The organism is Rahnella sp. PD12R, assembly GCF_019200965.1.
GTDB lineage: Bacteria > Pseudomonadota > Gammaproteobacteria > Enterobacterales > Enterobacteriaceae > Rahnella > Rahnella laticis.
This window is the reverse complement of the sequence record NZ_JAHTMS010000006.1, coordinates 82946-108584: the sequence shown is the minus strand read 5'-3', so window position 1 is coordinate 108584 and position 25639 is coordinate 82946. Positions and strand designations below refer to the sequence as shown.

The 25639-nt window shown below is 49.7% G+C and carries 27 protein-coding genes and 2 tRNA genes; 11 read left to right on the top strand and 18 right to left on the bottom strand.

What is annotated here, in order from left to right; all coding sequences use genetic code 11:
- Positions 1-11 precede the first annotated feature (11 nt).
- From rimP to rlmE, 8 genes are all read right to left on the bottom strand, one after another.
- Positions 12-464: a ribosome maturation factor RimP gene (gene rimP, locus KWG64_RS13455; protein ID WP_157825410.1), complete on the bottom strand. Its 453-nt coding sequence runs from the start codon at positions 462-464 to the stop codon at positions 12-14.
- Positions 465-695: 231 nt separating this feature from the next.
- Positions 696-772, bottom strand: a tRNA-Met gene (locus tag KWG64_RS13450).
- Between the two features lie 59 nt (positions 773-831).
- Positions 832-918, bottom strand: a tRNA-Leu gene (locus KWG64_RS13445).
- 83 nt (positions 919-1001) lie between these two features.
- Positions 1002-1337, bottom strand: coding sequence for a preprotein translocase subunit SecG (secG, locus tag KWG64_RS13440; protein WP_101078321.1), 336 nt, complete (start codon positions 1335-1337; stop codon positions 1002-1004).
- A gap of 263 nt (positions 1338-1600) precedes the next feature.
- The gene (glmM, locus tag KWG64_RS13435) at positions 1601-2941 is read right to left on the bottom strand and encodes a phosphoglucosamine mutase (protein ID WP_152325287.1); all 1341 of its coding nucleotides are present in this window, start codon (positions 2939-2941) and stop codon (positions 1601-1603) included.
- 2 nt (positions 2942-2943) lie between these two features.
- Positions 2944-3783 (bottom strand): dihydropteroate synthase, encoded by an 840-nt coding sequence (gene folP, locus KWG64_RS13430; RefSeq protein WP_218522162.1) that lies wholly within the window; start codon positions 3781-3783, stop codon positions 2944-2946.
- 125 nt (positions 3784-3908) lie between these two features.
- The gene (gene ftsH, locus KWG64_RS13425) at positions 3909-5852 is read right to left on the bottom strand and encodes an ATP-dependent zinc metalloprotease FtsH (protein ID WP_165059684.1); all 1944 of its coding nucleotides are present in this window, start codon (positions 5850-5852) and stop codon (positions 3909-3911) included.
- Positions 5853-5908: 56 nt separating this feature from the next.
- Complete coding sequence (gene rlmE / locus KWG64_RS13420) at positions 5909-6538, bottom strand: 23S rRNA (uridine(2552)-2'-O)-methyltransferase RlmE (protein WP_152325290.1); 630 nt, start codon at positions 6536-6538, stop codon at positions 5909-5911.
- A 182-nt stretch (positions 6539-6720) separates the two neighbouring features.
- On the opposite strand from rlmE, the gene yhbY reads away from it, so the two are divergent.
- The gene (gene yhbY, locus KWG64_RS13415; RefSeq protein WP_095923662.1) at positions 6721-7017 is read left to right on the top strand and encodes a ribosome assembly RNA-binding protein YhbY; all 297 of its coding nucleotides are present in this window, start codon (positions 6721-6723) and stop codon (positions 7015-7017) included.
- 181 nt (positions 7018-7198) lie between these two features.
- Here yhbY and greA read toward each other — a convergent pair whose 3' ends face one another.
- Positions 7199-7675: a transcription elongation factor GreA gene (gene greA, locus KWG64_RS13410; protein WP_152325291.1), complete on the bottom strand. Its 477-nt coding sequence runs from the start codon at positions 7673-7675 to the stop codon at positions 7199-7201.
- 282 nt (positions 7676-7957) lie between these two features.
- Between greA and dacB the strand changes: the two genes are divergently transcribed.
- From dacB to pmrB, 3 genes are read left to right on the top strand one after another with little or no spacing between them, the layout of a single operon-like run.
- Positions 7958-9391, top strand: coding sequence for a serine-type D-Ala-D-Ala carboxypeptidase (gene dacB / locus KWG64_RS13405; RefSeq protein ID WP_218522161.1), 1434 nt, complete (start codon positions 7958-7960; stop codon positions 9389-9391).
- Between the two features lie 20 nt (positions 9392-9411).
- Entirely contained in the window at positions 9412-10074 is a 663-nt protein-coding gene (gene pmrA / locus KWG64_RS13400) for a two-component system response regulator PmrA (protein ID WP_195813595.1), read from the top strand.
- Positions 10071-11156: a two-component system sensor histidine kinase PmrB gene (gene pmrB / locus KWG64_RS13395; protein ID WP_195813594.1), complete on the top strand. Its 1086-nt coding sequence runs from the start codon at positions 10071-10073 to the stop codon at positions 11154-11156. The genes pmrA and pmrB overlap by 4 nt, the downstream gene beginning before the upstream one ends.
- Before the next feature lie 66 nt (positions 11157-11222).
- On the opposite strand, the gene cgtA is transcribed toward pmrB, so the two are convergent.
- From cgtA to rplU, 4 genes are all read right to left on the bottom strand, one after another.
- Positions 11223-12395, bottom strand: coding sequence for an Obg family GTPase CgtA (cgtA, locus tag KWG64_RS13390; RefSeq protein ID WP_152325295.1), 1173 nt, complete (start codon positions 12393-12395; stop codon positions 11223-11225).
- A gap of 33 nt (positions 12396-12428) precedes the next feature.
- A complete protein-coding gene (locus tag KWG64_RS13385) occupies positions 12429-13385 on the bottom strand; it encodes a DMT family transporter (protein WP_218522160.1) in 957 nt (318 codons plus the stop codon).
- Positions 13386-13470: 85 nt separating this feature from the next.
- On the bottom strand, positions 13471-13728 hold the full coding sequence (gene rpmA / locus KWG64_RS13380; protein WP_013573805.1) for a 50S ribosomal protein L27: 258 nt from the start codon (positions 13726-13728) through the stop codon (positions 13471-13473).
- A gap of 18 nt (positions 13729-13746) precedes the next feature.
- Positions 13747-14058 carry a 50S ribosomal protein L21 gene (gene rplU / locus KWG64_RS13375; protein WP_013573804.1) on the bottom strand — a complete coding sequence of 104 codons (312 nt, stop codon included), beginning with the start codon at positions 14056-14058 and terminating at the stop codon, positions 13747-13749.
- Positions 14059-14317: 259 nt separating this feature from the next.
- On the opposite strand from rplU, the gene ispB reads away from it, so the two are divergent.
- Positions 14318-15289: an octaprenyl diphosphate synthase gene (ispB, locus tag KWG64_RS13370; RefSeq protein WP_152325297.1), complete on the top strand. Its 972-nt coding sequence runs from the start codon at positions 14318-14320 to the stop codon at positions 15287-15289.
- A 47-nt stretch (positions 15290-15336) separates the two neighbouring features.
- Here ispB and KWG64_RS13365 read toward each other — a convergent pair whose 3' ends face one another.
- Entirely contained in the window at positions 15337-15696 is a 360-nt protein-coding gene (locus KWG64_RS13365; protein WP_218522159.1) for a DNA-binding protein, read from the bottom strand.
- A gap of 678 nt (positions 15697-16374) precedes the next feature.
- On the opposite strand from KWG64_RS13365, the gene KWG64_RS13360 reads away from it, so the two are divergent.
- Positions 16375-16644, top strand: a complete 270-nt coding sequence (locus tag KWG64_RS13360) for a helix-turn-helix transcriptional regulator (protein WP_195813592.1) — start codon at positions 16375-16377, stop codon at positions 16642-16644.
- A 51-nt stretch (positions 16645-16695) separates the two neighbouring features.
- Here KWG64_RS13360 and mdh read toward each other — a convergent pair whose 3' ends face one another.
- Positions 16696-17634: a malate dehydrogenase gene (gene mdh / locus KWG64_RS13355; RefSeq protein WP_218522158.1), complete on the bottom strand. Its 939-nt coding sequence runs from the start codon at positions 17632-17634 to the stop codon at positions 16696-16698.
- Between the two features lie 465 nt (positions 17635-18099).
- On the opposite strand from mdh, the gene argR reads away from it, so the two are divergent.
- The 3 genes from argR to yhcN (KWG64_RS13340) all read left to right on the top strand — a co-directional run bounded on the left by argR (position 18100) and on the right by yhcN (KWG64_RS13340) (position 19766).
- Positions 18100-18570 carry a transcriptional regulator ArgR gene (gene argR / locus KWG64_RS13350; RefSeq protein WP_195823944.1) on the top strand — a complete coding sequence of 157 codons (471 nt, stop codon included), beginning with the start codon at positions 18100-18102 and terminating at the stop codon, positions 18568-18570.
- Between the two features lie 465 nt (positions 18571-19035).
- Positions 19036-19299 carry a peroxide/acid stress response protein YhcN gene (gene yhcN, locus KWG64_RS13345; protein WP_195813590.1) on the top strand — a complete coding sequence of 88 codons (264 nt, stop codon included), beginning with the start codon at positions 19036-19038 and terminating at the stop codon, positions 19297-19299.
- 203 nt (positions 19300-19502) lie between these two features.
- Complete coding sequence (gene yhcN, locus KWG64_RS13340) at positions 19503-19766, top strand: peroxide/acid stress response protein YhcN (protein ID WP_101078304.1); 264 nt, start codon at positions 19503-19505, stop codon at positions 19764-19766.
- A gap of 300 nt (positions 19767-20066) precedes the next feature.
- Here yhcN (KWG64_RS13340) and mpl read toward each other — a convergent pair whose 3' ends face one another.
- Positions 20067-21446: a UDP-N-acetylmuramate:L-alanyl-gamma-D-glutamyl-meso-diaminopimelate ligase gene (mpl, locus tag KWG64_RS13335; RefSeq protein WP_195813588.1), complete on the bottom strand. Its 1380-nt coding sequence runs from the start codon at positions 21444-21446 to the stop codon at positions 20067-20069.
- 168 nt (positions 21447-21614) lie between these two features.
- Between mpl and fbp the strand changes: the two genes are divergently transcribed.
- Complete coding sequence (gene fbp, locus KWG64_RS13330; protein ID WP_195813587.1) at positions 21615-22619, top strand: class 1 fructose-bisphosphatase; 1005 nt, start codon at positions 21615-21617, stop codon at positions 22617-22619.
- Between the two features lie 128 nt (positions 22620-22747).
- Here the strand turns inward: fbp and KWG64_RS13325 are convergent, their stop codons facing one another.
- Complete coding sequence (locus tag KWG64_RS13325; RefSeq protein ID WP_218522157.1) at positions 22748-24319, bottom strand: methyl-accepting chemotaxis protein; 1572 nt, start codon at positions 24317-24319, stop codon at positions 22748-22750.
- A 316-nt stretch (positions 24320-24635) separates the two neighbouring features.
- Between KWG64_RS13325 and ppa the strand changes: the two genes are divergently transcribed.
- On the top strand, positions 24636-25166 hold the full coding sequence (gene ppa / locus KWG64_RS13320) for an inorganic diphosphatase (protein ID WP_152325307.1): 531 nt from the start codon (positions 24636-24638) through the stop codon (positions 25164-25166).
- 101 nt (positions 25167-25267) lie between these two features.
- Here ppa and KWG64_RS13315 read toward each other — a convergent pair whose 3' ends face one another.
- Entirely contained in the window at positions 25268-25621 is a 354-nt protein-coding gene (locus KWG64_RS13315; RefSeq protein ID WP_104923512.1) for a gamma-glutamylcyclotransferase, read from the bottom strand.
- Positions 25622-25639 lie beyond the last annotated feature (18 nt).

The following is a 25639-nucleotide window of genomic DNA, read 5'->3' as shown; positions in this document are numbered from 1 at the left end:
TTCCAAACTCTTTAAAAGTGGGGTACCAGGTTCGCTTTCTGGATGTTGCTCAGTGCGAACACTTCATCTTTCCCTTCCACTGTCACCGTGATCATTTCGCCTTCGACAGCTTTGATAATGCCCTGCCATTTGCGACGGTTCTGCACAGCCATTCGCAGGACAATGCTAACTTCGTCACCGAGGAAACGTTGATAATGTTCAGCGGTGAACATAGGACGATCAAGGCCTGGAGAGGAAACTTCCAGGTTGTAGGCGACGGTGACTGGATCTTCTACGTCCAGCACAGCGCTCACCTGGTGGCTGACATCAGCACAATCATCAACATTGATCCCGGCGTCACTATCAATATAGATGCGCAACGTCGATTGGCGAGCCCGAACGAACTCGATGCCCACCAGCTCAAAGCCAAGTGCCTCGACTGGTGCTGAAATCAGCTCTGTTAATTTTTGTTCTAATGTGGACAAGCCCACCCCCAAGACATAAAAAAAGGGCTAAATAGCCCAGTGATTCTGTTGCCAAATAACAAAAAACCCCGATAAATCGGGGCTTTATGCAACTGGACCCTATTTGCCGCACAGGCGGCTTCGGTACAACTTTCGCAAAGTATTATTTTCAAATTGAAGCTTTCAAATTGGAACTGCAGAACATCACAGGAAGATACTGAAAGTCTATTTGAAATAAACACTTAGGGAAAGTGGTTGCGGGGGCCGGATTTGAACCGACGACCTTCGGGTTATGAGCCCGACGAGCTACCAGGCTGCTCCACCCCGCGTCCGAAAACGTGGCAAATACTACGCCGATAACCGCTTAAAAGCAAGTTATCATAAAGATTGGTACCGAGGACGGGACTTGAACCCGTAAGCCCATTCGGGCACTACCACCTCAAGGTAGCGTGTCTACCAATTCCACCACCTCGGCACTCTTTTTTTCACAATCGCTCATACTGTCCAAGCACAAGCCACTGTTTAAAACTCTGCTTCTTTTGATAAGAAGTTTACTGCTTAGTGAGGAACGTCACTGTTAGGCGCTGCTGGAGCGGCCGGTGCAGTTGTCTGCTCAGTTTGCGCTGGCTGACTTAAGTTTTCCCACTCACTACCTTTTTGGCCTTTATTGGTACTCATGTTCCCAAGAATCAAACTAATGATAAAGAACAGTGCGGCCAAAATGCCTGTCATGCGGGTCATGAAGTTACCGGAACCACTCGAACCGAACAATGTGCCAGAAGCACCTGCTCCGAAAGAGGCTCCCATATCAGCGCCTTTACCCTGTTGCAGCATAACCAGAGCCACAAGGCCGATTGCTACGATAAGGAAAATCACCAGAAGAGCGTCGTACATAGTAGTACCTGTATCCTCGCGGGTTCACCGCATGCCAATTGCTTCTCACCAATTTAGCAGGTCATTCAAGGACCCACTGAAGCGGGTGTGAATACTAACCAAAGCCGTATTACCGCGCAAGGGCAATTTTCATCAGATTGTTCGTTTGCGGAAAAAATCGTCAAATATCCGTCAAAACAACCAAAGTGATTCATTTTACGCCGCTACCAAAAAAAAGCGGCGGCGAAAAAATGAAAATTCACCGTTTTTTATCGGCTTACGGCTTACGGCTTCACGGCTTTTACGGCATCGGCGATACGATTCGCCAGTTTTTCGACCAGTGCCGCGTCTTCGCCTTCAACCATCACGCGCAGCAATGGTTCGGTGCCAGATTTACGTAACAGCACACGGCCGCGACCACCCAGCTCTTTTTCCACTTCGGCAGTCACTTTTTTGACGTCGTCGGATTCCAGCGGATCGTGTTCCCCGGCAAAACGAACATTCACCAAAATTTGCGGCAATAACTTCATGCCACTGCAAAGATCGTGAAGGCTCATATGGTTGCGAACCATCGCAGTGAGCACTTGCAAACCGGCTACGATGCCATCGCCTGTAGTGGTTTTATCCAGCAGGATAATGTGACCTGAGTTTTCCGCGCCGATACGCCAGCCTTTCTCCTGCATTTTTTCCAGCACGTAGCGGTCGCCGACTTTAGCGCGGGTGAACGGAATGCCCAGCTGTTTGAGCGCCAGTTCCAGCCCCATATTGCTCATCAGCGTGCCCACGGCGCCGCCTTTCAGCTGCCCCTGGCGCAAACCTTCGCGCGCAATGATGTAAAGGATCTGGTCGCCATCGACCTTGTTGCCTTCGTGGTCAACCATGATCAAACGGTCACCGTCGCCATCAAATGCCAGACCGAGGTCAGCTTTTTCTGCCAGAACGCGTTTTTGCAACTGACGTACATCTGTCGCACCGCATTCTTCATTGATGTTCATGCCGTCAGGCTCGCAGCCGATCGCAATCACTTTAGCACCCAGTTCGCGCAGCACGCTTGGGGCAATGTGATAGGTTGCGCCATTGGCACAGTCGACCACAATTTTGAGGCTATTCAGGCTCAGTTCGCTCGGGAATGTACCTTTGCAAAATTCGATATAACGGCCTGCTGCGTCAACGATACGGCTGGCTTTGCCCAATTCGGCAGATTCTACACAGGTCAGGGGTTTTTCCAGCTCGGCTTCAATAGCCTCTTCAACTTCATCCGGCAGTTTCGTCCCGTCGATGGTGAAAAACTTGATGCCGTTGTCGTAGTAAGGGTTATGCGATGCAGAGATAACAATCCCCGCCTCTGCACGGAATGTTCTTGTGAGGTAAGCAACCGCTGGCGTTGGCATAGGCCCGGTGAAAGAAGCCGACAGCCCGGCCGCAGCCAGCCCGGCTTCCAGTGCAGATTCCAGCATATAACCGGAAATGCGGGTGTCTTTGCCGATGATGACTTTGCGCGAACCGTGTCGTGCCAGCACTTTACCGGCAGCCCAGCCGAGTTTCAGAACAAAATCAGGTGTAATCGGGCTATCGCCTACTTTTCCACGAATGCCATCTGTCCCAAAGTATTTACGGTTGCTCATAGTTATTTTTTATTCCTTGCAGAAAGTGTGGCTTCAACGATACGCATCGCTTCAACGGTTTCTTTTACATCATGTACCCGGATTATCTGAGCGCCCTGCATGGCCGCGATGACGGCACAGGCGACACTTCCGGTAACCCGCTTCTCAGGAGACACATGCAGCAGTTGCCCCACCATGGATTTTCGCGACATACCCACCAGGAGCGGTAATCCCAGATGATGGAATTCTGCCAGTCGGGCGAGCATCTGGTAATTGTGTTCCAGATTTTTACCGAAACCGAAGCCGGGGTCGAGTAACAATTTATTTTTAGGAATACCGGCGTTCACACAACGCGTAATTTGCCCGGCAAGATACAGCTCAACTTCAGCAACCACATCCCCGTAGTGCGGAGAATGCTGCATCGTTTTCGGGTCACCCTGCATATGCATCAGGCAAACGGGCAAACCAGTTTCCGCCGCTGCCGCCAGGGCTCCCGGTTCCTGCAACGAACGAATATCGTTGATCAAATGCATGCCCGCATTAGCAGATTCGCGGATCACTGCAGCCTTCGAGGTATCGACTGAGATCCAAACATCAAAACGCCGGGCAATCGCCTCGACGACCGGCACCACGCGGGCCAGTTCTTCATCTTCGCTCACTTCAGCTGCACCCGGACGTGTTGATTCGCCGCCGATATCAAGGAGCGTGGCACCTGCATCTACCATCATCTGCGCGTGCCGGATGGCCAGTTCCAGCGTGTTATGGCGGCCACCATCCGAAAAGGAATCAGGAGTAACATTCAGGATCCCCATTACCTGGGGAAAGGTGAGGTCCAGCGTCGACTCTCTGGCGGTGAGGTGCATAAGTCATGTCCCTTCTGGTCAATCAGTAATAGCAGGATCTAAATTCCGGGGGAAAGAATGCACGCATAAAAAACCCCGGGCAAGCCCGGGGTTTGAGAGTTATGCATTATTTGCTAACCAGCAGCTTATTTGCCGCTGAATTGCTCAAACATCGTGTTGCCTGGATTTGGCGTACGAGGTTCGTCAACTGGCGTTGGGGCTTTTGGCGCACCACCGTCGTTAGAATTGCCGTTACCGTTTTTACCGTTTGCATCGTCCCAGCCTGCTGGCGGGCGAACTTCTGTACGGTTCATCAGGTCGTCAATTTGTGGTGCATCGATGGTTTCATATTTCATCAGGGCATCTTTCATTGAATGAAGGATATCCATGTTTTCCATCAGCAAAGTACGTGCACGCACATAGTTACGCTCAACCAGTGATTTTACTTCCTGGTCGATGATACGGGCTGTTTCATCAGACATATGTTTAGCTTTCGCCACTGAACGACCGAGGAAGACTTCGCCTTCTTCTTCTGCATACAGTAACGGACCTAATTTCTCTGAGAAACCCCACTGCGTCACCATGTTACGGGCAATCGACGTTGCAACTTTAATGTCGTTAGACGCACCGGTAGACACTTTTTCCACGCCGTAGATGATCTCTTCAGCAAGACGGCCACCGTACAAGGTAGAAATCTGGCTTTCGAGTTTCTGACGGCTGGCGCTGATAGCATCGCCTTCAGGCAGGAAGAAGGTCACACCTAATGCACGTCCGCGAGGAATAATCGTCACTTTATGTACCGGGTCGTGTTCAGGAACCAGACGGCCAATAATGGCGTGGCCTGCTTCATGATACGCGGTCGATTCTTTCTGCGATTCTGTCATCACCATGGAGCGACGTTCTGCACCCATCATGATTTTGTCTTTGGCTTTTTCGAACTCAACCATAGACACCACGCGTTTGTTACCACGTGCGGAGAACAGCGCAGCTTCGTTGACCAGGTTTGCCAGGTCAGCACCGGAGAAGCCAGGTGTACCACGGGCAATCACAGAAGCATCAACATCAGTGGCTAAAGGAACGCGACGCATGTGAACTTTCAGAATCTGTTCACGGCCACGAACGTCTGGCAAGCCAACCACAACCTGACGGTCGAAACGACCTGGACGCAGCAATGCCGGGTCAAGAACGTCCGGACGGTTGGTCGCGGCAATGACAATAATACCTTCGTTACCTTCGAAGCCATCCATCTCAACCAACATCTGGTTCAGCGTTTGTTCACGTTCATCGTGACCACCGCCTAAACCTGCACCACGCTGACGGCCAACGGCGTCAATTTCATCGATGAAGATGATACATGGAGCGGCTTTCTTCGCCTGTTCGAACATGTCACGCACACGAGATGCACCCACACCCACGAACATTTCGACGAAGTCTGAACCGGAAATAGTAAAGAACGGAACTTTCGCTTCACCTGCAATGGCTTTAGCCAGCAAGGTTTTACCGGTACCCGGAGGACCGACCATCAGAACGCCTTTAGGAATTTTACCGCCCAGTTTCTGGAAACGGCTCGGCTCGCGCAGGTAATCTACCAGTTCGCTCACTTCTTCCTTCGCTTCGTCGCAACCTGCAACATCAGCGAATGTGGTTTTGATTTGGTCTTCCGTCAGCATGCGGGCTTTGCTTTTGCCAAAGGACATTGCACCTTTGCCACCGCCACCCTGCATTTGTCGCATAAAGAATATCCAGACGCCAATCAGGAGCAGCATCGGGAACCATGAAATAAAGATAGTTGCGAGGAAACTCTGCTGTTCAGGCGGTTCGCCAACAACTTTCACGTTTTTGCTCAGCAGCGTATCCAGTAATTTAGGGTCATTTACCGGGATATAGGTTGTGTACTTGCTGCTGTCTTTTTTGGTTACGTCAATCGCACGCCCATTGATACGTACTTCACGAACCTGGTCTTGGGCCACTTCGGTAGTAAAGGTAGTGTAATCCACCTTACTGCCATTCGACTCGCTGGGCCCAAAACTCTGAAATACAGACATCAATACAACCGCGATGACTAACCAGAGGATCAGGTTCTTCGCCATGTCACTCAAGGGATTAACCTCATATTACAACTGTGTTAACAAACAGCGTTAGGGTACTACTCTTTCCGCCCTGTCGCTACGATGTACACTTCTCGCGAACGTGCTCGGGAAGCGTCTGGCTTACGAATCTTCACCTTCGTAAACAGGGAGCGAATTTCCCGCAGGTATTCATCAAAGCCATCTCCCTGAAACACCTTCACCAGGAAACTTCCGCCTGGTGCTAATACATCCCGACACATATCCAGCGCTAACTCAACCAGATACATCGATTTTGGAATATCGACTGCCGGAGTACCGCTCATATTCGGGGCCATATCGGACATGACCACCTGAACTTTGTTTTCTCCCACGCGTTCGAGCAGCGCTTTGAGAACTAATTCATCACGAAAATCCCCCTGAAGGAAATCGACTCCAACAATAGGATCCATAGGTAAAAGGTCCAGGGCAATAATTCGCCCTTTGTTGCCGATTTGGGTCGCCGCAAACTGCGACCAACCGCCCGGTGCGGCACCTAAATCGACGACTGTCATACCCGGTTTAAACAGCTTATCGCCTTGCTGGATTTCATCAAGTTTAAACCAGGCACGGGAACGCAGGCCTTTTTTCTGTGCTTGTAGCACATATTTATCGCTAAAGTGTTCCTGCAACCAGCGACTGGAACTTGCAGAACGCTTCTTATTAGACATTATTTAATAACCATATAGTTTTCCAACCACCCTGAGTTAGAGCTTTTGGAACAAGCTGTTAGCATCATGACGTCTATGGCTAAGTCAGTATAATTCCCTTCCCGGAGCAGTCCGGGTTGGTGATATACATGAGATGGCGGTAGAATGACCCGTTTTCAATCCCAACTTAAGCAAAAAAGACGATGAATCTTAACAATAAACAAAAACAGTACCTGAAAGGTCTGGCACATCCACTAAAACCGGTTGTCATGCTGGGTAACAACGGCCTGACTGAAGGCGTGCTGGCCGAAATTGAACAGGCGCTGCAGCATCACGAGCTGATCAAGGTAAAAGTCGCGGCAGAAGAACGCGAAACGAAGACCTTGATCGTAGACGCAATTGTGCGTGAAACCAAGGCGTGTAATGTGCAAGTCATCGGCAATATGCTGGTACTTTATCGCCCTTCTACCGAAGACCGCAAAATTATCTTACCGCGTTAATCCGTTAAGGTTTAACGAAAAGCGCTTTAGATTTTCGGAAAGGTGCCACGAAATCACGTTCAGGGAAAGGCCTCAGGTGGCCTTTTTACTTTAGTTTTCAATTTACTGTGAAGCAATTCACTGCATGAATGTGAGATTTACAGGGCGAAACAACGCGTTTCGCCCTTTTTAATGCAGATTTTTAGAGATATTCGACCTTCAGGACTTCGAACTCAACATCACCGCCAGGCGTTTTGATAACGACCACATCATCCTGTTCTTTACCGATCAAACCACGTGCAATCGGTGAGTTCACAGAAATCAGATTCTGCTTAAAATCAGCTTCGTCATCACCCACAATGCGGTAAGACTGTTCTTCTTCTGTATCCAGGTTCAGCACCTTCACTGTTGCGCCAAAAATGACACGACCGGTTGCCGGCATTTTAGTGACATCAATAACCTGGGCATTTGAAAGCTTGGCTTCAATTTCCTGGATGCGACCTTCACAAAAACCTTGCTGCTCACGGGCGGCATGGTATTCAGCATTTTCTTTCAGGTCGCCATGCTCACGTGCAGTGGCAATATCTGCGATGATTTTCGGACGACGGACACCCTTTAGATGGTCCAGTTCTTCACGTAATCTTTCTGCGCCACGCAACGTCATCGGAATCGGTTTCATATATTATTACCTCTAACTTTGTCCTTTCGGTAAACACCGTCCTGATTGAATCAGGTAAGAAATTAAGCCAGCTCTTCTGACCGACTCTCTCTGGCGAAAAACAAAAAAAACCTCACCCGGGGTTGCCACCAGGCCAGGATTCATTTTGCATTATGATTCGTATTTTAACGTAGAGTTCCTTGAGGATCATTGTTTACTTTCAGCCACGTTGCGCCTTGGTTCGTAGCATCGTAGTATGGCACCACTTTATCCTGCCGTTACCCAGAGCCTTTACTCAAAATAATGCGTTTTTTACGAATTGTCAGTGGATTAGCATGCGCGTTTGTTCTGAATACAAATGCGGCCCAGATCGAGAATTACACAGAATATCTGCCGGACGGCACGAATCTGGCTGTGCTGGTACAGAAAATCGGCGCCCCTGCACCCGTGCTTGATTATCACGGTTCGCAGATGGCTCTGCCTGCCAGTACAATGAAGATTCTCACGGCGTTGGCAGCTCTTTTGCAGCTCGGCCCCGATTTCCGCTTCACCACCACACTCGAAACTCCGGGTTCAGTTTCTGATGGCGTTCTGAAAGGTGATTTGGTTGCTCGTTTTTCCGGCGATCCGACACTGAAACGTCAGAATATTCGGAATATGGTCGCGGTGCTAAAAAAACAGGGTATCAAAGAGATCAGTGGCGATGTGGTTATTAACACCTCTGTGTTTGCCAGCCACGATAAAGCTCCCGGCTGGCCCTGGAACGACATTACCCAGTGCTTCAGCGCACCACCGGCGGCGGCAATAGTCGACAGAAACTGTTTCTCTGTTTCCCTCTACAGCGCCCCGAAACCGGACGAAAATGCCTTTATCCGCGTGGCATCTTATTACCCTGTTCATATGTTTAGCGAAGTGCGCACTCTGGCAAAAGGCTCGCCAGATGCCCAGTACTGTGAGCTGGACGTCGTGCCGGGCGAGCTTAACCGTTATACCCTGACAGGTTGTCTGACCCAGCGCAGCGAGCCTTTGCCGTTGGCTTTCGCCATTCAGGATGGGGCCAGCTATGCGGGCGCAATTCTGAAAGACGAATTGCTGCAAGCCGATATCCAGATTGATGGCACGCTAAAACGCCAGACTCAGCAAACGCCTGCCGGAACCGTGCTCGCTCAAACGCAGTCCGTTCCGCTGCATGATTTACTGCATCAGATGCTGAAAAAATCTGACAACATGATCGCCGATACTGTTTTCCGTACAATCGGTCATCAGCGCTTTGGCGTTCCGGGAACCTGGCGTGCGGGTTCTGATGCAGTTCGTCAGATTCTGCGTCAGAAAGCAGGCGTGGATTTGGGTAACTCAATTCAGGTTGATGGCTCCGGCCTTTCCCGCCATGACTTGTTGTCTCCGGCTACCATGATGCAGGTGCTGCAATACATCGCGCAGCACGATAAAGAGTTAGACTTTATCTCTATGCTGCCTTTAGCGGGCCATGACGGAACCTTGCAATATCGCGGCGGTCTTCATGAAGCGGGCGTAGATGGCAAAGTGTCGGCGAAAACCGGTTCACTGGCTGGCGTATATAATCTGGCGGGCTTTATCACCACGGCCAGCGGACAGCGCATGGCATTTGTCCAGTTCCTCTCCGGTTACGCGGTTCCGCCTGAAGACCAGCGCACAAGACGTGCTCCGCTGGTGCGCTTTGAGAGCCGTCTCTACAGGGACATTTACCAAAATAATTAACCACGGAGCCGTGCCAGACGATGAAACTGCTGATAGTTGAAGATGATGAACTTTTACGGCAGGGATTATCTCTGGCACTTACCAGTGATAATTATGTTTGCGACTGCGCTTCTACAGCCGCTGAAGCGCAAAGTCTGATTCAAACCAGCCAGTACAGTCTGGTGATCCTGGATTTAGGATTGCCGGATAAAGATGGCGCAACGCTGCTGCGCCAGTGGCGACGTCAAAATATTTCCCTTCCCGTACTGATTCTCACTGCCCGCGATGCGCTGGAAGACCGTGTTGATGGTCTCGATGCCGGTGCGGATGACTATCTGATCAAACCTTTTGCTCTGGTGGAATTACAGGCCCGCGTCCGGGCACTCATCCGCCGTTATCAGGGGCAAAGCGACAATCAGATAACTGTCGGGAACCTGACCATCAACCTTTCGTCTCAGCAGGCCTATCTGGGCGATTCACCGGTAGAAGTCACACCTAAAGAGTTCGCCATTTTATCCCGTCTGATGATGCGCGCCGGGCAGACCGTCAATCGCGAATTGCTTCAGCAAGATCTCTACACCTGGCAGGACGATTTAGGATCCAATACGCTGGAAGTTCATGTGCATAATCTGCGGCGGAAATTGGGTAAAGAGCTGATTCGCACAGTTCGCGGCATTGGTTATCGGCTGGAAGTTTTACCATGACCAGTATGCGCCGCCGCCTGCTGGTTATGCTGGCCCTGATCCTTTTCGTCACCCAGCTCACCAGCGTTTTCTGGCTCTGGCATGAAAGCCAGGAGCAGATCAACCTGCTGGTGAATGACACGCTTTCCGCAAAAGTCCGCAATGCTCACGTTGAGAAAGAGATTGCGGAAGCTATCGCGTCCCTGATTGCGCCCTCTTTGCTGATGATGACGATTACCCTGGTTTTATCTTTCTGGGCCATCAGCTGGATTATCAGGCCACTTAATCAGTTGCAAAAGCGTCTGGAAACCCGTTCTGCGGATAACCTGACACCCCTGCCACTCAATACAGAAATCCGTGAAGTGGTGGCGGTGACCAACACGCTCAACCAGCTATTTTCCCGTCTTTCCAATACCATACAGCAGGAACGGCTGTTCACCGCCGATGCTGCACATGAGCTGAGAACTCCGCTGGCTGGCGTCCGGCTGCATCTTGAAATCATGCAAAAAAATGGTGTCGATGGCAGCGATACGCTGATAAGCCGTATCGATCTGTTAATGCACACCATTGAACAATTGCTGATGCTTTCGCGCGCCGGGCAAAATTTTGCAAAAGGTGAATACCAGCAGGTCGATCTGGTGAGTAACGTCGTCGAACCTCTCCGGGAAGAGCTGAGTGAGATGCTTGCCGATCGTCAGCAGCAACTGATTGTACAGATGCCTTCCCGTGCTGAGATTCAGGGTGATGCAGTACTACTCCGGCTAATGGTGCGTAATCTGGTGGAAAATGCTTACCGTTACGGGCCGGAGAGCAGCGAAATTACCATCGTGATTGAGCCGCAGAACAACGGCTTTCTGATACAGATTAATGATGAAGGTCCGGGGATTGATGAAGCCAAAGCCAGTGAACTGACGCAAGCCTTCAAACGAGGTGATCAGCGGTATGGTGGCAGTGGATTAGGGCTAAATATCGTTATACGCATTGCGAATTTACATGGCGGTACTCTGGCGCTCCGCAATCGTGTGGCGGAAAAAGGGCTCAGCGCGCAATGCTGGTTGCCACATGTGGCAATACAGAATTCGCTCACGCTCCCTTCTCTTTAAAAAACCATTAAAAAAGGCTGCCATATCAGGCAGCCTTTTCGCTATACGCACAACGCCAGGCAGGGATTAACGTTCGTAAATGATTTCAACGCCTTCGTCGTCATCTTCATCCCAGTCATCATCCCAGTCGTCGTCGGCTTCAGATTCAACTTCAGCCAGCTGTTCACGGTGATAATCATCCCACATGAACTCAACTTTCTCAGGCACAGCAGCTTCAACAGCCATGTGCTTAGGATTTTCATTGATGAATTTCATTACATCCCAGCACAGTGCGTTAACGCCTTCGCGGTTAGCGGCGGAAATCAGGTAGTAATTACCTTCCCAGCCCAAAGCCTCAGCGATCGTTTTAGCACGTGCTTCTGCTTCTTCTTTTTCGATCAGATCAACTTTGTTGAATACTAACCAACGCGGCTTTTCAGCCAGTTTGGCGTTGTATTGCTTCAGTTCGTTGATGATAACTTTAGCATTTTCGATCGGATCAGATTCGTCGATTGGCGCAATGTCAATCAGGTGCAGCAGAACGCGGCAACGCTCAAGGTGCTTCAGGAAGCGGATACCGAGGCCGGCACCTTCAGAAGCGCCTTCGATCAACCCCGGAATGTCGGCAACCACGAAGCTTTGTTCGTGATCCATACGCACAACGCCCAGGCTTGGAACCAAAGTCGTAAACGGATAGTCAGCAACTTTCGGTTTTGCAGCAGACACTGAGCGGATAAATGTAGATTTGCCCGCATTTGGCAAGCCCAACATCCCCACATCGGCTAACAACATCAGCTCGAGTGCGATATCACGTTCTTCACCTTTGGTACCCATGGTTTTCTGGCGCGGTGAACGGTTCACGGAAGACTTGAAACGGGTGTTACCCAAACCGTGGAAACCGCCTTTAGCGACCATATTGATCTGACCATTTTGGGTCATATCTGCCAGCACTTCACCAGTGCTTTGGTCCAGAACACGCGTTCCGACAGGCACTTTAATGGTGATATCTTTACCGCGTTTACCGGTACAGTCGCTGCTCTGACCGTTGGTGCCGCGCTCAGCACGATAAGATTTCACAAAACGGAAATCGATCAGCGTATTGAGGTTTTCATCAGCCAGCAGGTAAACGTCACCGCCGTCACCGCCGTCACCGCCATCAGGGCCGCCACGAGGGATGTATTTTTCGCGGCGGAAGCTGACGCACCCGTTACCGCCATCTCCGGCCACAACCAGAATCGTGGCTTCATCAACAAACTTCATTTGTACCGTCTCCGTAAATCATTCGCCGGGAAGCTAGTGTTTAGCTGCCAGGTTTTGCTCTGTCCGACGTGGCCACCAGCGATGGCCAACTGCGGAAAACATTGCCCCCGCCACCACCACAATTGCCCCGATATAACCAATAAAATTGAGCACGGGTGCAGCAAAAAAGTCGGGCCAGGCAAGTGCCAGTAAATCTGAAAATAGCAGGGTAAACAGCGGAGTCAGCGTCACAATTGCACTAACCTGGGCCGCCTGCCATCTCGCCATCGCTTCCGCTAAGGCGCCATATCCTACTAAGGTATTCGCGCCGCAAAACAACAGACAGGCAAACTGCCAGCCGCTGAGCTGTGAAAGCACCGCCGGGCTAGCCAGCGGGAGCAATGCGATAGAACATAAAGTGTACAGCAAAAACAGGATCTGCGGTGAAGCGAGTTGGCGCAGCAATACTTTCTGTGCCACACCATAAATCACCCAAACCGAGGCTGCCCCGACACCAAAAATCACACCCAAAGTGTAATCCGTGAGGCGGGTAAAAATTTCGATCAAGCTGGTATTAAAGAACAATACCAGCCCGAAAATCAGCATAATGGCGCCAATAACCTGCGTGATCCGCATCCTTTCTTTCAGGATTATTACACTCGCAAACATCATACCGACCGGCGAAAGCTGGCCGATAACCTGCGAGGCTGTCGGGCTTAGGAATTGCAGGGAGGAACTAAAAAGGACGAAGTTCCCCAGTAATCCACACGTGGCGATCAATACTAAAACCAGCCAGCGTGGACGATTAAAAATCGTTCTGGGCGGCAATCTGCGCTTCACAGCCAGAATGCACCCCAGCACAATTGCTGCCAGAGAAAACCGATACCAAACCACAGTAAAGGGATCCATTACCACCAGCACCTGCTTCATGGCGATGGGTAAAGAACCCCAACTCATAGCAGTAATCAGTGCTAACAGAATACCAACAGACGCCTGTGATTTTGTGTCCATATCCCGCCAGAATGGGCTAACCAGAATGTAAAAAGCCCCGCAACGAATTGCGGGGCTTACATCTATTTACTAAGACGCGAAAAACTTATTCAGCTTCGATGCTGATGTACTTACGGTTTTTCGGGCCTTTAACTTCGAACTTGACTTTACCGTCAGCCAAAGCAAACAGAGTGTGGTCCTTGCCGCAACCCACGTTGATACCAGCGTGGAATTTGGTGCCGCGCTGACGAACGATGATGCTGCCTGCCAGTACTGCTTCGCCGCCAAAGCGTTTTACGCCCAGACGTTTAGCTTCTGAATCGCGACCGTTACGTGTGGAGCCGCCAGCCTTTTTGTGTGCCATTGTTCCGCTCTCCTAATCTTAAGCGCTGATGCCGGTGATTTTAACGTCAGTGAACCACTGACGGTGGCCCTGCTGCTTACGATAGTGTTTACGACGACGAAACTTAACGATTTTGACCTTTTCGCCACGACCGTGAGCAACGACTTCAGCTTTGATTACACCGCCAGCAACTAATGGCAGGCCGATGTTGATTTCTTCACCGTTTGCAATCATCAGAACCTGATCGAATTCGATAGCTTCGCCAGTTGCAACGTCCAGCTTCTCGAGACGAATAGTCTGCCCTTCGCTGACACGGTGTTGTTTACCACCACTTTGGAAAACCGCGTACATATAAAACTCCGCTTTCCGCGCACTCAACTTTGTATAGTCCAGAGGGCGCTATAAATATTCACAATAGGGCGCGAATTCTACGCAAAAAATCAGCATAAGACAAGAGCACAATGACGACAAAAGAAGAAAAAAAGCGCAGTTCTTTCGATATCATTTATCTACACTGTTTTTCAAGTACAATCCCCATTACAGTTAGCGCCATGTGCCAATGTGAGCCAGACCTCATTGCGGCGAAGAGAAAAACAGCCGAAAAAACACAATGAACCTAGAACAGATTATCGATCTTACCCAGGATGACATGGCTGCGGTCAACGCATCCATCCTTGAGCAGTTGAATTCAGAGGTTTCTCTCATCAATCAGCTGGGATACTACATCATCAGTGGCGGCGGCAAACGTATCCGTCCGATGATAGCAGTACTGGCAGCCAAAGCACTATCCTACGACGGTGATAAACACATAAAAGTCGCCGCTCTGATTGAGTTCATTCATACCGCGACATTACTGCACGATGACGTGGTTGATGAGTCTGATATGCGCCGTGGAAAAGCAACGGCCAACGCCGCTTTCGGAAACGCCGCCAGCGTGCTGGTCGGTGATTTTATCTACACCCGCGCTTTCCAGATGATGACAGATTTGGAATCACTGCCGGTTCTGGCTCTGATGGCCAAAGCGGTGAATGTGATTGCAGAAGGTGAAGTACAGCAGCTTATTAACTGCAATGACCCCGACATCACCGAAGAAAGCTACATGCAGGTCATTTACAGCAAAACCGCCCGTCTTTTCGAAGCGGCATCACAATCTTCTGCCATGCTGGCTGGCGGGAACACCGAACAAATAACGGCGTTGCAAGATTATGGTCGCTATTTGGGCACGGCATTCCAGCTGATTGATGATTTGCTCGATTATGACGCCGATGGCGAAACGCTGGGCAAAAATACCGGTGACGATCTCGATGAAGGCAAACCGACTTTGCCTCTGCTGCATGCCATGCAACACGGCGACGCTGAGCAGTCAGCAATGATCCGTAAAGCTATCGAAGAAGGCAACGGGCGCCATTTACTGGAGCCAGTTTTGGCCGCCATGCATCAGTGGGGTTCTCTGGCTTATACTCGTCAGCGTGCTGAAGAAGAAGCTGACAAAGCGATTCAGGCTCTTCAGGTACTGCCTGAATCTGAATATCGCTCCGCGCTGGAAGGTTTGGCGCATCTGGCCGTCAAACGCGATTTCTGATGTTTCCTGACGTGCCTGTCTGCACAGGCGCGTCAGTTCTGGCAAATCTATGAATCGTCAGACTTACGCAGCCTGTTTAGTATTTCCGATACCCCTTCCCTCACGATAAAAGAGATCATCGTTTCGCGCTCAGGCTCCTTGAGTTGCTTATAACTCTCGATCCAGATCGCCAGCAGATCCTGATGTGACGTGTAAACATATTCAGCAGAATGTTCATTCATTGCCAGACTGGCGACGGTATTACCCGGCAGGCTGTCAATGTGATATTCCACTGCACGTCCCTGAACGCCACGTCTGCGCCGTTTGATCCAACATAATCTGCGCGCCATGCCGTGCACGCCCTGTGTTGAGGTAGGAAGGCCATCTTTTCCGGTCAGTTCCTTTGCTGCAAACCACTCTTTTTTCATAACGATCCTTGTCTTTCTCATATAATCCAATAAGAAAGGTTGCTGTTATAAATCCATGAGAATTCTGCGGATGCTTTCCTTGTTCGCTGCAAGCCCATTTTAGAGAAGATATTAAAACAGACTATTTAGGAAAACGCCTATTTAACGGAAAGAAGATATTCAATTTTTCGGAATGAGTCTACTGTTGCCGCACAATGTTTCCATGAAATATGTTTATCAACAACAGAATATCTCCCTTGAAAGTCTTTTTTAGAAAGTTATGTAATCAGATTGACGGGCAGCACGCCTAATTAAACAAAAAACCTATTACAAACAAATAGTAATGATATTTTTACCTTATGTAATGCGCATATCTCCCTCATCATTCATTAACTAAGATCGTTATTTCATTCTTTTAAATCATTCAGATCTATAATTGCGTTCAAATTATCAACACTTCAATAACGTGTTCGTATTAAATGAACTCGAAATATAGGATAAAAAAAGACTATCAGGCCAAAAAGCAAACTGAATTTACTTGTTTGTTTTAATTCTAATAAGAATGTATTTTCTTAATCCGAGCAGAAAATATTTTTTAGGAAACATTGATAGGATTGAACTGGGCGCAACCAAGCAATCATTGAATATATGTTTTCAAAGAAAGTCTTATAAAAGCGATTTAAAAATAAGGAAAATACCATGATGACAAGGAATGATGACTGGCATCAGGCTGATATTATCGCAGCCCTGAGAAAGAAAGGGACGACACTCGCCGCGGTGTCACGATCCGCCGGACTGAGCTCTTCAACGCTTTCTAATGCACTTTCCAGGCCCTGGCCAAAAGGAGAATTGCTCATTGCCGGGGCGCTGGGCGTTCACCCGTCAATTATCTGGCCAAGCCGTTACTTTGATGCCACCACGTTTCAGGTCATCGAGCGCAGGTGCCGCATTCCCAATGAGAATAAATGATGCCAATAAAGAAAGCCGCCGGAGATACCCGGCGGCTTCACTTAAGGCTTATCAGTGATTGATAAACTGTTCGCCCAGTTCGATATCTTTACGCAGGATATCCAGCATCGAATCCAGTGACTGCTGTTCAAAAGCGCTGAGCTTGCCAATATCAATGAGCTCAGTGATGCCCTTTTTACCCAACAGAACAGGCTGTGCGAAGAAACGGGCATAGTCGCCCTTTCCTTCTACATAGGCGCATTCAATAACGTTGATTTCACCTTGCAGAGCACGAACCAGTGAAAGCCCGAAGCGTGCGGCCGCCTGCCCCATAGACAAAGTAGCAGAACCGCCGCCTGCTTTGGCTTCTACCACTTCAGTTCCCGCATTCTGGATACGCTTTGTCAGCGCAGCGATTTCACTGTCGCTAAATACCACGCCAGGCACCTGAGACAATAAAGGAAGAATTGTCACCCCTGAGTGCCCGCCAATCACGGGCACATCAATTTCTTCAGGCTGCTTGTCTTTTAGTTCAGCCACGAACGTGTTCGAGCGGATTGCATCGAGCGTGGTGACGCCAAACAGTTTGTTCTTGTCGTACACACCTGCATTTTTCAAAACTTCGGCAGCTATAGCGACGGTAGTATTGACCGGGTTGGTGATAATGCCGATTAACGCTTGCGGACAGGTTTTCGCAACCTGCTGAATCAGATTACGTACAATACCGGCGTTAACATTAAAGAGGTCGGAACGATCCATACCCGGTTTGCGCGCCACACCGGCAGAGATCAAAACGATATCCGCGCCTTCCAGAGCTGGCGTTGCGTCTTCGCCACAGAAGCCTTTGATTTTGACTGCGGTAGGGATATGGCTCAGATCGACGGCGACACCCGGAGTAACAGGTGCGATATCGTATAATGACAGTTCGGAACCGGAAGGTAGCTGGGTCTTGAGCAGAAGCGCGAGGGCCTGACCGATACCGCCCGCAGCACCTAGAACTGCAACTTTCATCCTATACTCCTTTTTTATCACTAACTTATAAGTGTCGTGGAATTATTTTGGGTGTGACCTTAATCACTTATACAGCTAAAAACAATCGCTCAACTGCTGGAAAACTGAGCTTGGTCGTTAAGAAAGTAAAAAAACACCGCTTAGCGCCATTTTTCCGGTCTTTTATGACTTTTTATCGGAAAGCTACACCTTAAAAGTAGCACCACAAAACCTGCCAGGTTAAAAAATGGTTAAATTCAATTCAATGTGAGAGCTGAATCGAGATCATAGGATTAACAGCAATCCGGCTAATCATTTCACCACAATGCACTATTTCGGCATATTCATGACGCCCAGATATATACTCCGGCGCAGTCATTCCCGTCTGAGTGCACAATTCTGATGTTACCTGTCGACCCCGTGTTGCATAAAAATGCAAATATCTGCATAATCAACGAAACGATGATACAGAGACCAGGGTGCAAAATGCGTAATCCTGCTAAACAGGAAGATTTGATCAAAGCCTTCAAAGCACTGTTGAAGGAAGAGAAATTCAGTTCTCAGGGCGAAATTGTCGTCGCACTTCAGGAAGACGGTTTCGAAAATATCAATCAGTCAAAAGTCTCACGGATGCTGACAAAATTCGGCGCGGTGCGGACCCGCAACGCAAAGATGGAGATGGTTTATTGCCTGCCTGCCGAAATCGGCGTGCCGACAACGACCAGCCCACTGAAGAATTTGGTCTTAGATATTGACCATAACGATGCCGTCGTCGTTATCCGCACCAGTCCGGGTGCGGCACAGCTGATTGCGCGCCTGCTCGATTCTCTGGGCAAATCCGAAGGGATACTGGGCACCATTGCCGGCGATGACACAATTTTTACCACGCCCGCACGGGGTTTCAGCGTCAGACAGCTTCACGACGCAATCCTCGGTTTGTTTGAACAGGAACTTTGATACGGCGATATGTTGCGCTGTTTCCTGCTTCAGTTCTGTGCCTGAGGTCAGAAGAAAACAATTTCTGGCCTCAGCCTGCCTTTCCTTATCCGTCTATCACTTACCCTTCTTTAACGTTGTACCGCCGTTTTAAAAACACGCCTCAGGTCGTTATCCCTGTTAACTCTGTTCACACGAAGCACTTTCCCGTCACATAAACATTTCGATGGTGTGATTGACTGCAAAATTAAGCACAAATAGTCAAATTCACTCAATCCGTTGATTTTACGAAAAATTAACACAAAAAGATCGATTTTCACGCAATTTTTATTCCTTTTTGTTATTAAAAATTCAAATAGCCCCCACATAACCACAAAAATAACTATTAGCAAACTATTAATATTCCGAGTGACTAGATGTATACTCATTTCCGTGGTGTGAAGCACCAGTTGTTGGAAACATAATAAAATCGACGAGGTCAAAATCATGAACGTTAAAACTACAATTGCAACATTAAGCATTCTCTCTGCTCTGTCATTCGGCGCTTTTGCAGCACAACCTGTTTCTCAGGATCAGGCCGCAAATCTTCAGTCACGCGGGATGATCAGCGTAAGCGGCGTTGCCGGTGCACCTTCTGATATCCGTCAGGCATTGTCTGATAAAGCGGATGCCAAAGGGGCTAAAGCATTTCGTGTTATCGAAGTGCGTGAAGAAGGTAATTACCACGCTACCGCAGAAATTTACCAATAAGCCTGGGTAAACGAAGCGAAGGGGCCTGAATGATTCAGGCCCGCGCGAAGCGCATCAAGACGGATTTGTCTCTGCCATCATCAATGTTCCTCCACGCTTTTCGCGTTGCCGGACTCAGATATTCCAGAACTGATGAATCCAAATCTCAACCGGCGTTGCTCTCTCATCGTTAGCATCAACGTCTATGAAATTAGGAAATTATCATGAAAATCATGACCACTATTGCCGCCCTTAGCCTGCTGTCTGCTGTTTCTTTCGGCGCGTCTGCCGCACAACTGGTTTCTAGTCAGCAGGCAGAAAATCTTCAGCCTATGGGCACTATCAGCGTCAGCGGCGTCAATGGCGTCCCGACAGACATTCGCCAGGAGTTGTCCGATAAAGCCGACAGCAAGGGCGCAAAATCTTATCGTGTGATCGAAGCACATAACGATGGTGCTTATCACGCAACAGCAGAAATCTATCAATAAGATTTCTGAGTCAGTCCCTCATACAAAGCCACTGTTTGAGTACTTGAATTAGCGTTACCGGGTTTCAACAGCCATATACCAGCGAAAATTAATGCGCTGTTGAGGCTGGGAAGAGAGAAGACACTGCCACTGCCGCTCTCTTGCTAACGTAACCCTCGTCGTCCTGTCCGACGACACCCTTTGGCCCTCAAATTTTTTGAGGGCCTTTTTTTGTCTGCAAATCGCCGCATGGCCAAATCCCAGGCAAAAAAAAAGCACAGCCATCGCTGTGCTTTCCGTTTATCCGCTGCGGTATGACTGTTACTGAGCGGCTTCCGCTTTAGCAGCCAGCGCCGTCAGTAACTTCCCGTGAATGCCACCAAAACCGCCATTACTCATCACCAGAATATGATCGCCTGGCTGCGAAGCCTTGATCACCATATCGACCAGCGAATCGACGTCCGCACTCCAGTGCGCGGGCTGGATGCAGCGCTCTGCCACTTCAGCAACCTGCCACGGAATATGCTGCGGCTGAAGCAGGAACACTTCATCGGCGCGACCGAGGGAAGGCGCCAGCTCATTTTTACTCATGCCCATTTTCATGGTATTTGAGCGCGGTTCGAGAACAGCCAGAATGCGTGCCGTCCCGCCAACTTTGCTGCGCAATGCAGAAAGCGTTGCCAGAATGGCCGTCGGGTGATGCGCAAAATCGTCATATACGCTGACGCCATTTTCCACGCCACGCAGTTCAAGACGACGGCGGGCATTGATAAAATCACCCAGCGCCTTGCAGGCATCTTCAGGTTTCACGCCAACATGACGCGCAGCGGCAATCGCCATCAGCGCATTATGCATATTGTGTTCGCCCACCAGATTCCAGTTCACCTGACCGGCCACTTCGCCATGAAGATAAACCTCGAAAGAGCTGGCATCTGGTGTCAGTTTTTTCGCATCCCAGGCGCAGTTTTCTGCTTCACCGGCAAATTCCTGTTCGCTCCAGCAGCCCATCGCCATCACTTGTTTCAGCGGCGTGTCATGCTCAGGAAGGATAATTTTACCTTTACCCGGCACGAGGCGAACAAGGTGGTGAAACTGTTTCTGGATTGCTTTCAGATCATCGAAAATATCCGCGTGATCGAATTCGAGATTGTTCAGGATCAGCGTCCGCGGGCTGTAGTGAACGAATTTGGAGCGCTTATCAAAGAACGCGCAGTCATATTCGTCCGCTTCCAGAACCATAAACGGGCTGTTTCCAAGACGTGCAGAAACCTCGAAGTTCCCCGGCACGCCGCCAATGACGTAGCCTGGCTCGTAGCCGCAGGCTTCAAGGATCCACGTGACCATTCCGGCAGTCGTCGTTTTACCGTGCGTACCCGCGACAGCAATAACCCAGCGCTCCGGCAGAACATGATCGTGCAGCCACTGCGGGCCGGAGACATACGGGATCCCCAGCTCGAGCACGGCTTCGACACACGGGTTTCCGCGCGTCATCGCGTTACCGATAATCACCAGATCCGGTTGAGGATCTAACTGAGCCGGATCGTAACCCTGGATCAGCGCGATCCCCTGCTTTTCCAGCAGCGTACTCATCGGTGGATAAACGTTGTCGTCCGAACCGGTTACCTGATGCCCTTGTGCACGTGCCAGCATCGCCAGCCCGCCCATAAACGTGCCGCAAATCCCAAGAATATGAATGCGCATAAATTTTTCCATTAATGCCTTTAAGTCAGCCGCTATTCTACCGCTCAGAATCGCCCAGAAGAAATGGATTTGCCTATGATTCGTCCATATATTTGGGCTAAACTGCCCATGCTCTTGTGAAGGTTTTATTAACGAACCGTTATCCATCCTAGATTCAGGGAACGTGTTATGAAAACGTTAGGCGAATTTATTGTTGAAAAACAGCAAGACTTTCCTCATGCAACCGGTGAGCTCACCGCCTTGCTGTCAGCAATAAAACTCGGCGCTAAAATCATTCACCGCGATATCAACAAAGCGGGTCTGGTTGACATTCTCGGCACCAGCGGTGCAGAAAATGTGCAGGGTGAAGTACAGATGAAGCTCGATCTGTATGCAAATGAAAAATTAAAAGCGGCGATGAAAGCACGTGGAGAAATTGCCGGTATCGCGTCTGAAGAAGAAGATGAAATTGTCATTTTCGATGGCGAACGCGCTGAAAATGCGAAATACGTGATTTTGATGGATCCGCTGGACGGCTCTTCAAACATCGACGTGAACGTTTCAGTCGGGACCATCTTCTCGATTTACCGCCGGACTTCTCCGCTCGGCCAGCCCGTAACGGAAGCAGACTTCCTGCAACCGGGGAACCGTCAGGTTGCCGCAGGTTACGTAGTCTACGGCTCTTCCACCATGCTGGTTTACACCACCGGCGCAGGCGTTCATGCCTTTACTTATGATCCTTCACTCGGTGTATTCTGCCTCTCTCACGAAAAAGTCCGTTTCCCTGCAAAGGGCAACATGTACTCCATTAATGAAGGCAACTACATCAAATTCCCTCTCGGCGTTAAAAAATACATTAAGTATTGCCAGGAACAGGATGAAGCGACGCAACGCCCTTACACCTCACGTTATATCGGTTCACTGGTTGCAGATTTTCACCGTAACCTGCTGAAAGGCGGCATCTATATTTATCCGAGCACTGCCAGCCATCCGAACGGAAAACTGCGTTTGTTGTACGAATGCAACCCGATGGCATTCCTGGCCGAACAGGCTGGTGGTAAAGCCAGTGACGGTAAAAACCGCATTCTGGACATCATTCCGCAAAAACTGCACGAACGCGCGCCGTTCTTCGTCGGTAACAGTTCAATGGTTGAAGATGCAGAACGCTTTATCGCCCAATTCCCCGATGAATAAACCGGTACCCGACTCAAAAATCATCAAAGAATGAACGTGATACCTCTGTAACTTAGCGTTTCCCAAACGCAAAAAAGGTGGCTTTTAAAAGCCACCTTTTTATTATCTTCCACTTCAGACTCAACGTATTAGTAATGCTCAGCGCGGTTCAGCTTAAACACCGCCATGCTTTCCGCCAGAAGTTGCGCCTGCTCTTCCAGAGAACGCGTGGCCGCCGTGGCCTGCTCGACCAGTGCCGCATTCTGCTGCGCAACCTGATCCATCTGCGTAATCGCCACATTCACCTGTTCAATCCCGTGCGTTTGCTCAGTAGTTGCGATGGAAATTTCGCGCATCAGGCTGGTCACCCGCGTCACTTCGCTGGAAATCTCAACCATCGTATCCGCCGCAGATTTCACCATCACCGAACCTTCCGACACGCGGCTTTCTGAATCACCGATCAGCTCTTTGATTTCGCGGGCGGATTGCGCACTGCGCTGCGCCAGACTGCGAACTTCACCGGCCACCACCGCGAAACCGCGCCCCTGCTCACCGGCGCGGGCAGCTTCCACTGCGGCATTCAGTGCCAGAATGTTGGTCTGGAACGCAATGCCGTCAATCACGCTGATAATGTCACCGATACGTTTCGAACTGTCGGTAATACCCTGCATTTTATCCATCACCTGATGGACAACTTCGCTGCCTTTATCGGCAATCACGGATACGCTTTGCGCCAGCTGATTAGCCTGCTCAGAATTTGCCGCGTTCATGCGCACCGTTGATGTCAGCTGTTCCATACTGGCGGCGGTTTCTTCAAGTGAGGCGGCGGATTCTTCCGTGCGTTGCGCCAGATGAACGTTACCGGCGGCCAGTTCGCGGGAGCCGACATCAATCTGATTCCCGGCATCGCGGACGCGCCCGACCGAGAGCACCAGCGAATCCTGCATTTGTTTCATGGCCTTCAGCAGGCGTCCCATTTCATTATTACGTGAATCATCGATTTCATGCGTCAGATCGCCTTTGGCAATAAATTCGAGCTGTGCGATAGAGAAATTCAGCGGATGCATAATAATTTTTTGCAGGGCAAACCAGGCGATCAGCGCAATCGCCAGAGCGATAAGGAAACCGACAACAATCACGGTCACCTGAATGCGGGCATTTGTGCGTGCCTGTTCAATTCTTTGGGCCGTGTTATCCGTGGCATACGCCCGGAAATCGGCCAGCGCTTTGTCGTAAGCATTACTGTAAGGCGTGATTTTATTTTCCAGTACGTCGTAATAACCGTCGGCGCTTTGCGCCTGGAGCGCAGCCAGAAGTGGCACCAGGCCGTTAGCCTTATACGCCTCGTAGCTTTTACTGACCGCCGCCGATAATTCGCGGCCTCGCACGGTGTCATCCTGAATACCGTTGAATTTCGTCAGGTCTGCATCGGCCTGTTTGATGTATCCGGCAATCCGGTCGGTGGTGGATTTGGCGTCGTCCATCATGCCGATTTCAAGCTGACGAACCGCAACACCGCTGGCAACACGCGTGCGCAACGAAAAACTGTAGCTGTCTGCCAGCGATCCCAGTTCATCTCCCTGAAGCTGGTTAATTTTCTGTAGTGAAGTGGCACTTTGCCGGATGGCATTGGCGCCAAGGACACTCACCAGCAACAAAATCAACGTCATCACGACCAGTAAGCCAATCAGACCGGCTTTTACGCTCAACTTATTCAACATACGGTGTTATCCAGCTATTCAGGTGAAAAGGAGAAACTGCGAATGAGGTAGGGATCAGGTTTGCCTGATTTTTTGTATAAATATTGTTATCGGCAATCCATCGAATCTCTTGATAAGAAAAGCAAAAACAGGCAGTTACACGGCAAAGCAGTGCATGCGTAAATTTTACTGCCGATTCTGGAGATTTTGCCGATCTTCTGCAGCAGGTCATGCCGGAAATTAGGCAAAGGCGATACGACGAAAAGGGCGGGAAATCACGGGAGAGTTGGCTATAATGTGCGGCACTCTATTCCTGGTTCAATGAAGGAAACCAACAATGAGCTTACTGAACGTGCCGGCAGGCAAAGAACTGCCAGAAGATATCTATGTTGTTATCGAAATCCCGGCAAACGCGGATCCTATCAAATACGAAGTTGATAAAGACACCGGTGCACTGTTCGTAGACCGTTTCATGTCTACCGCAATGTTCTACCCTGCGAACTACGGTTACATCAACCACACCCTGTCTCTGGACGGCGACCCGGTTGACGTACTGGTTCCAACACCATACCCGCTGCAACCAGGTTCTGTGATCCGCTGCCGTCCGGTTGGCGTTCTGAAAATGACTGACGAATCTGGTGAAGATGCGAAAGTTGTTGCGGTTCCGCACACCAAACTGAGCAAAGAATACGATCACATCAAAGATGTGAACGACCTGCCAGAGCTTCTGCGCGGCCAGATCACTCACTTCTTCGAGCAATACAAAGCGCTGGAAAAAGGCAAATGGGTGAAAGTTGAAGGTTGGGCTGATGCCGCTGCTGCAAAAGCTGAAATCGTGAGCTCCTTCGAGCGCGCTAAAAACAAGTAATTGTTTTCTGCGACACGAAAAAAAACACCGTCCACTGGACGGTGTTTTTTTATGTATAACGCGTTGGCTAGCAACGACTATTTCTGACGACCTTGCTCAGATTACTCGCTGACCGGTTCGTTACGCTTCACCCAGTCGCCACCCTCAATTCTCGGCACACCATCCAGTGAGCGAATGTAGAGGTAAATCCAGGCACTGCCGTAAGGCGTCGAGATCAGCTCGCGACGATAATCTTTCGTATTACTTTTCAGCTCATCCAACTCAGCCATGATTGACGAGTTAATGCGGTAAACTTCGCAATAGACCTTCCCGTCCCCTGGAATGACTGCCGGATAGTGCCCCAGATTATAAAGCGCATACCCTTCCAGCTCATGGTCACCCAACCATTGAGCATTCGTCATCCAATGACTGTTGCCTTGCTTGCGTCGCAGACTACCGTAAACAATTATTCGCATGTTTATATTCGTATAGTA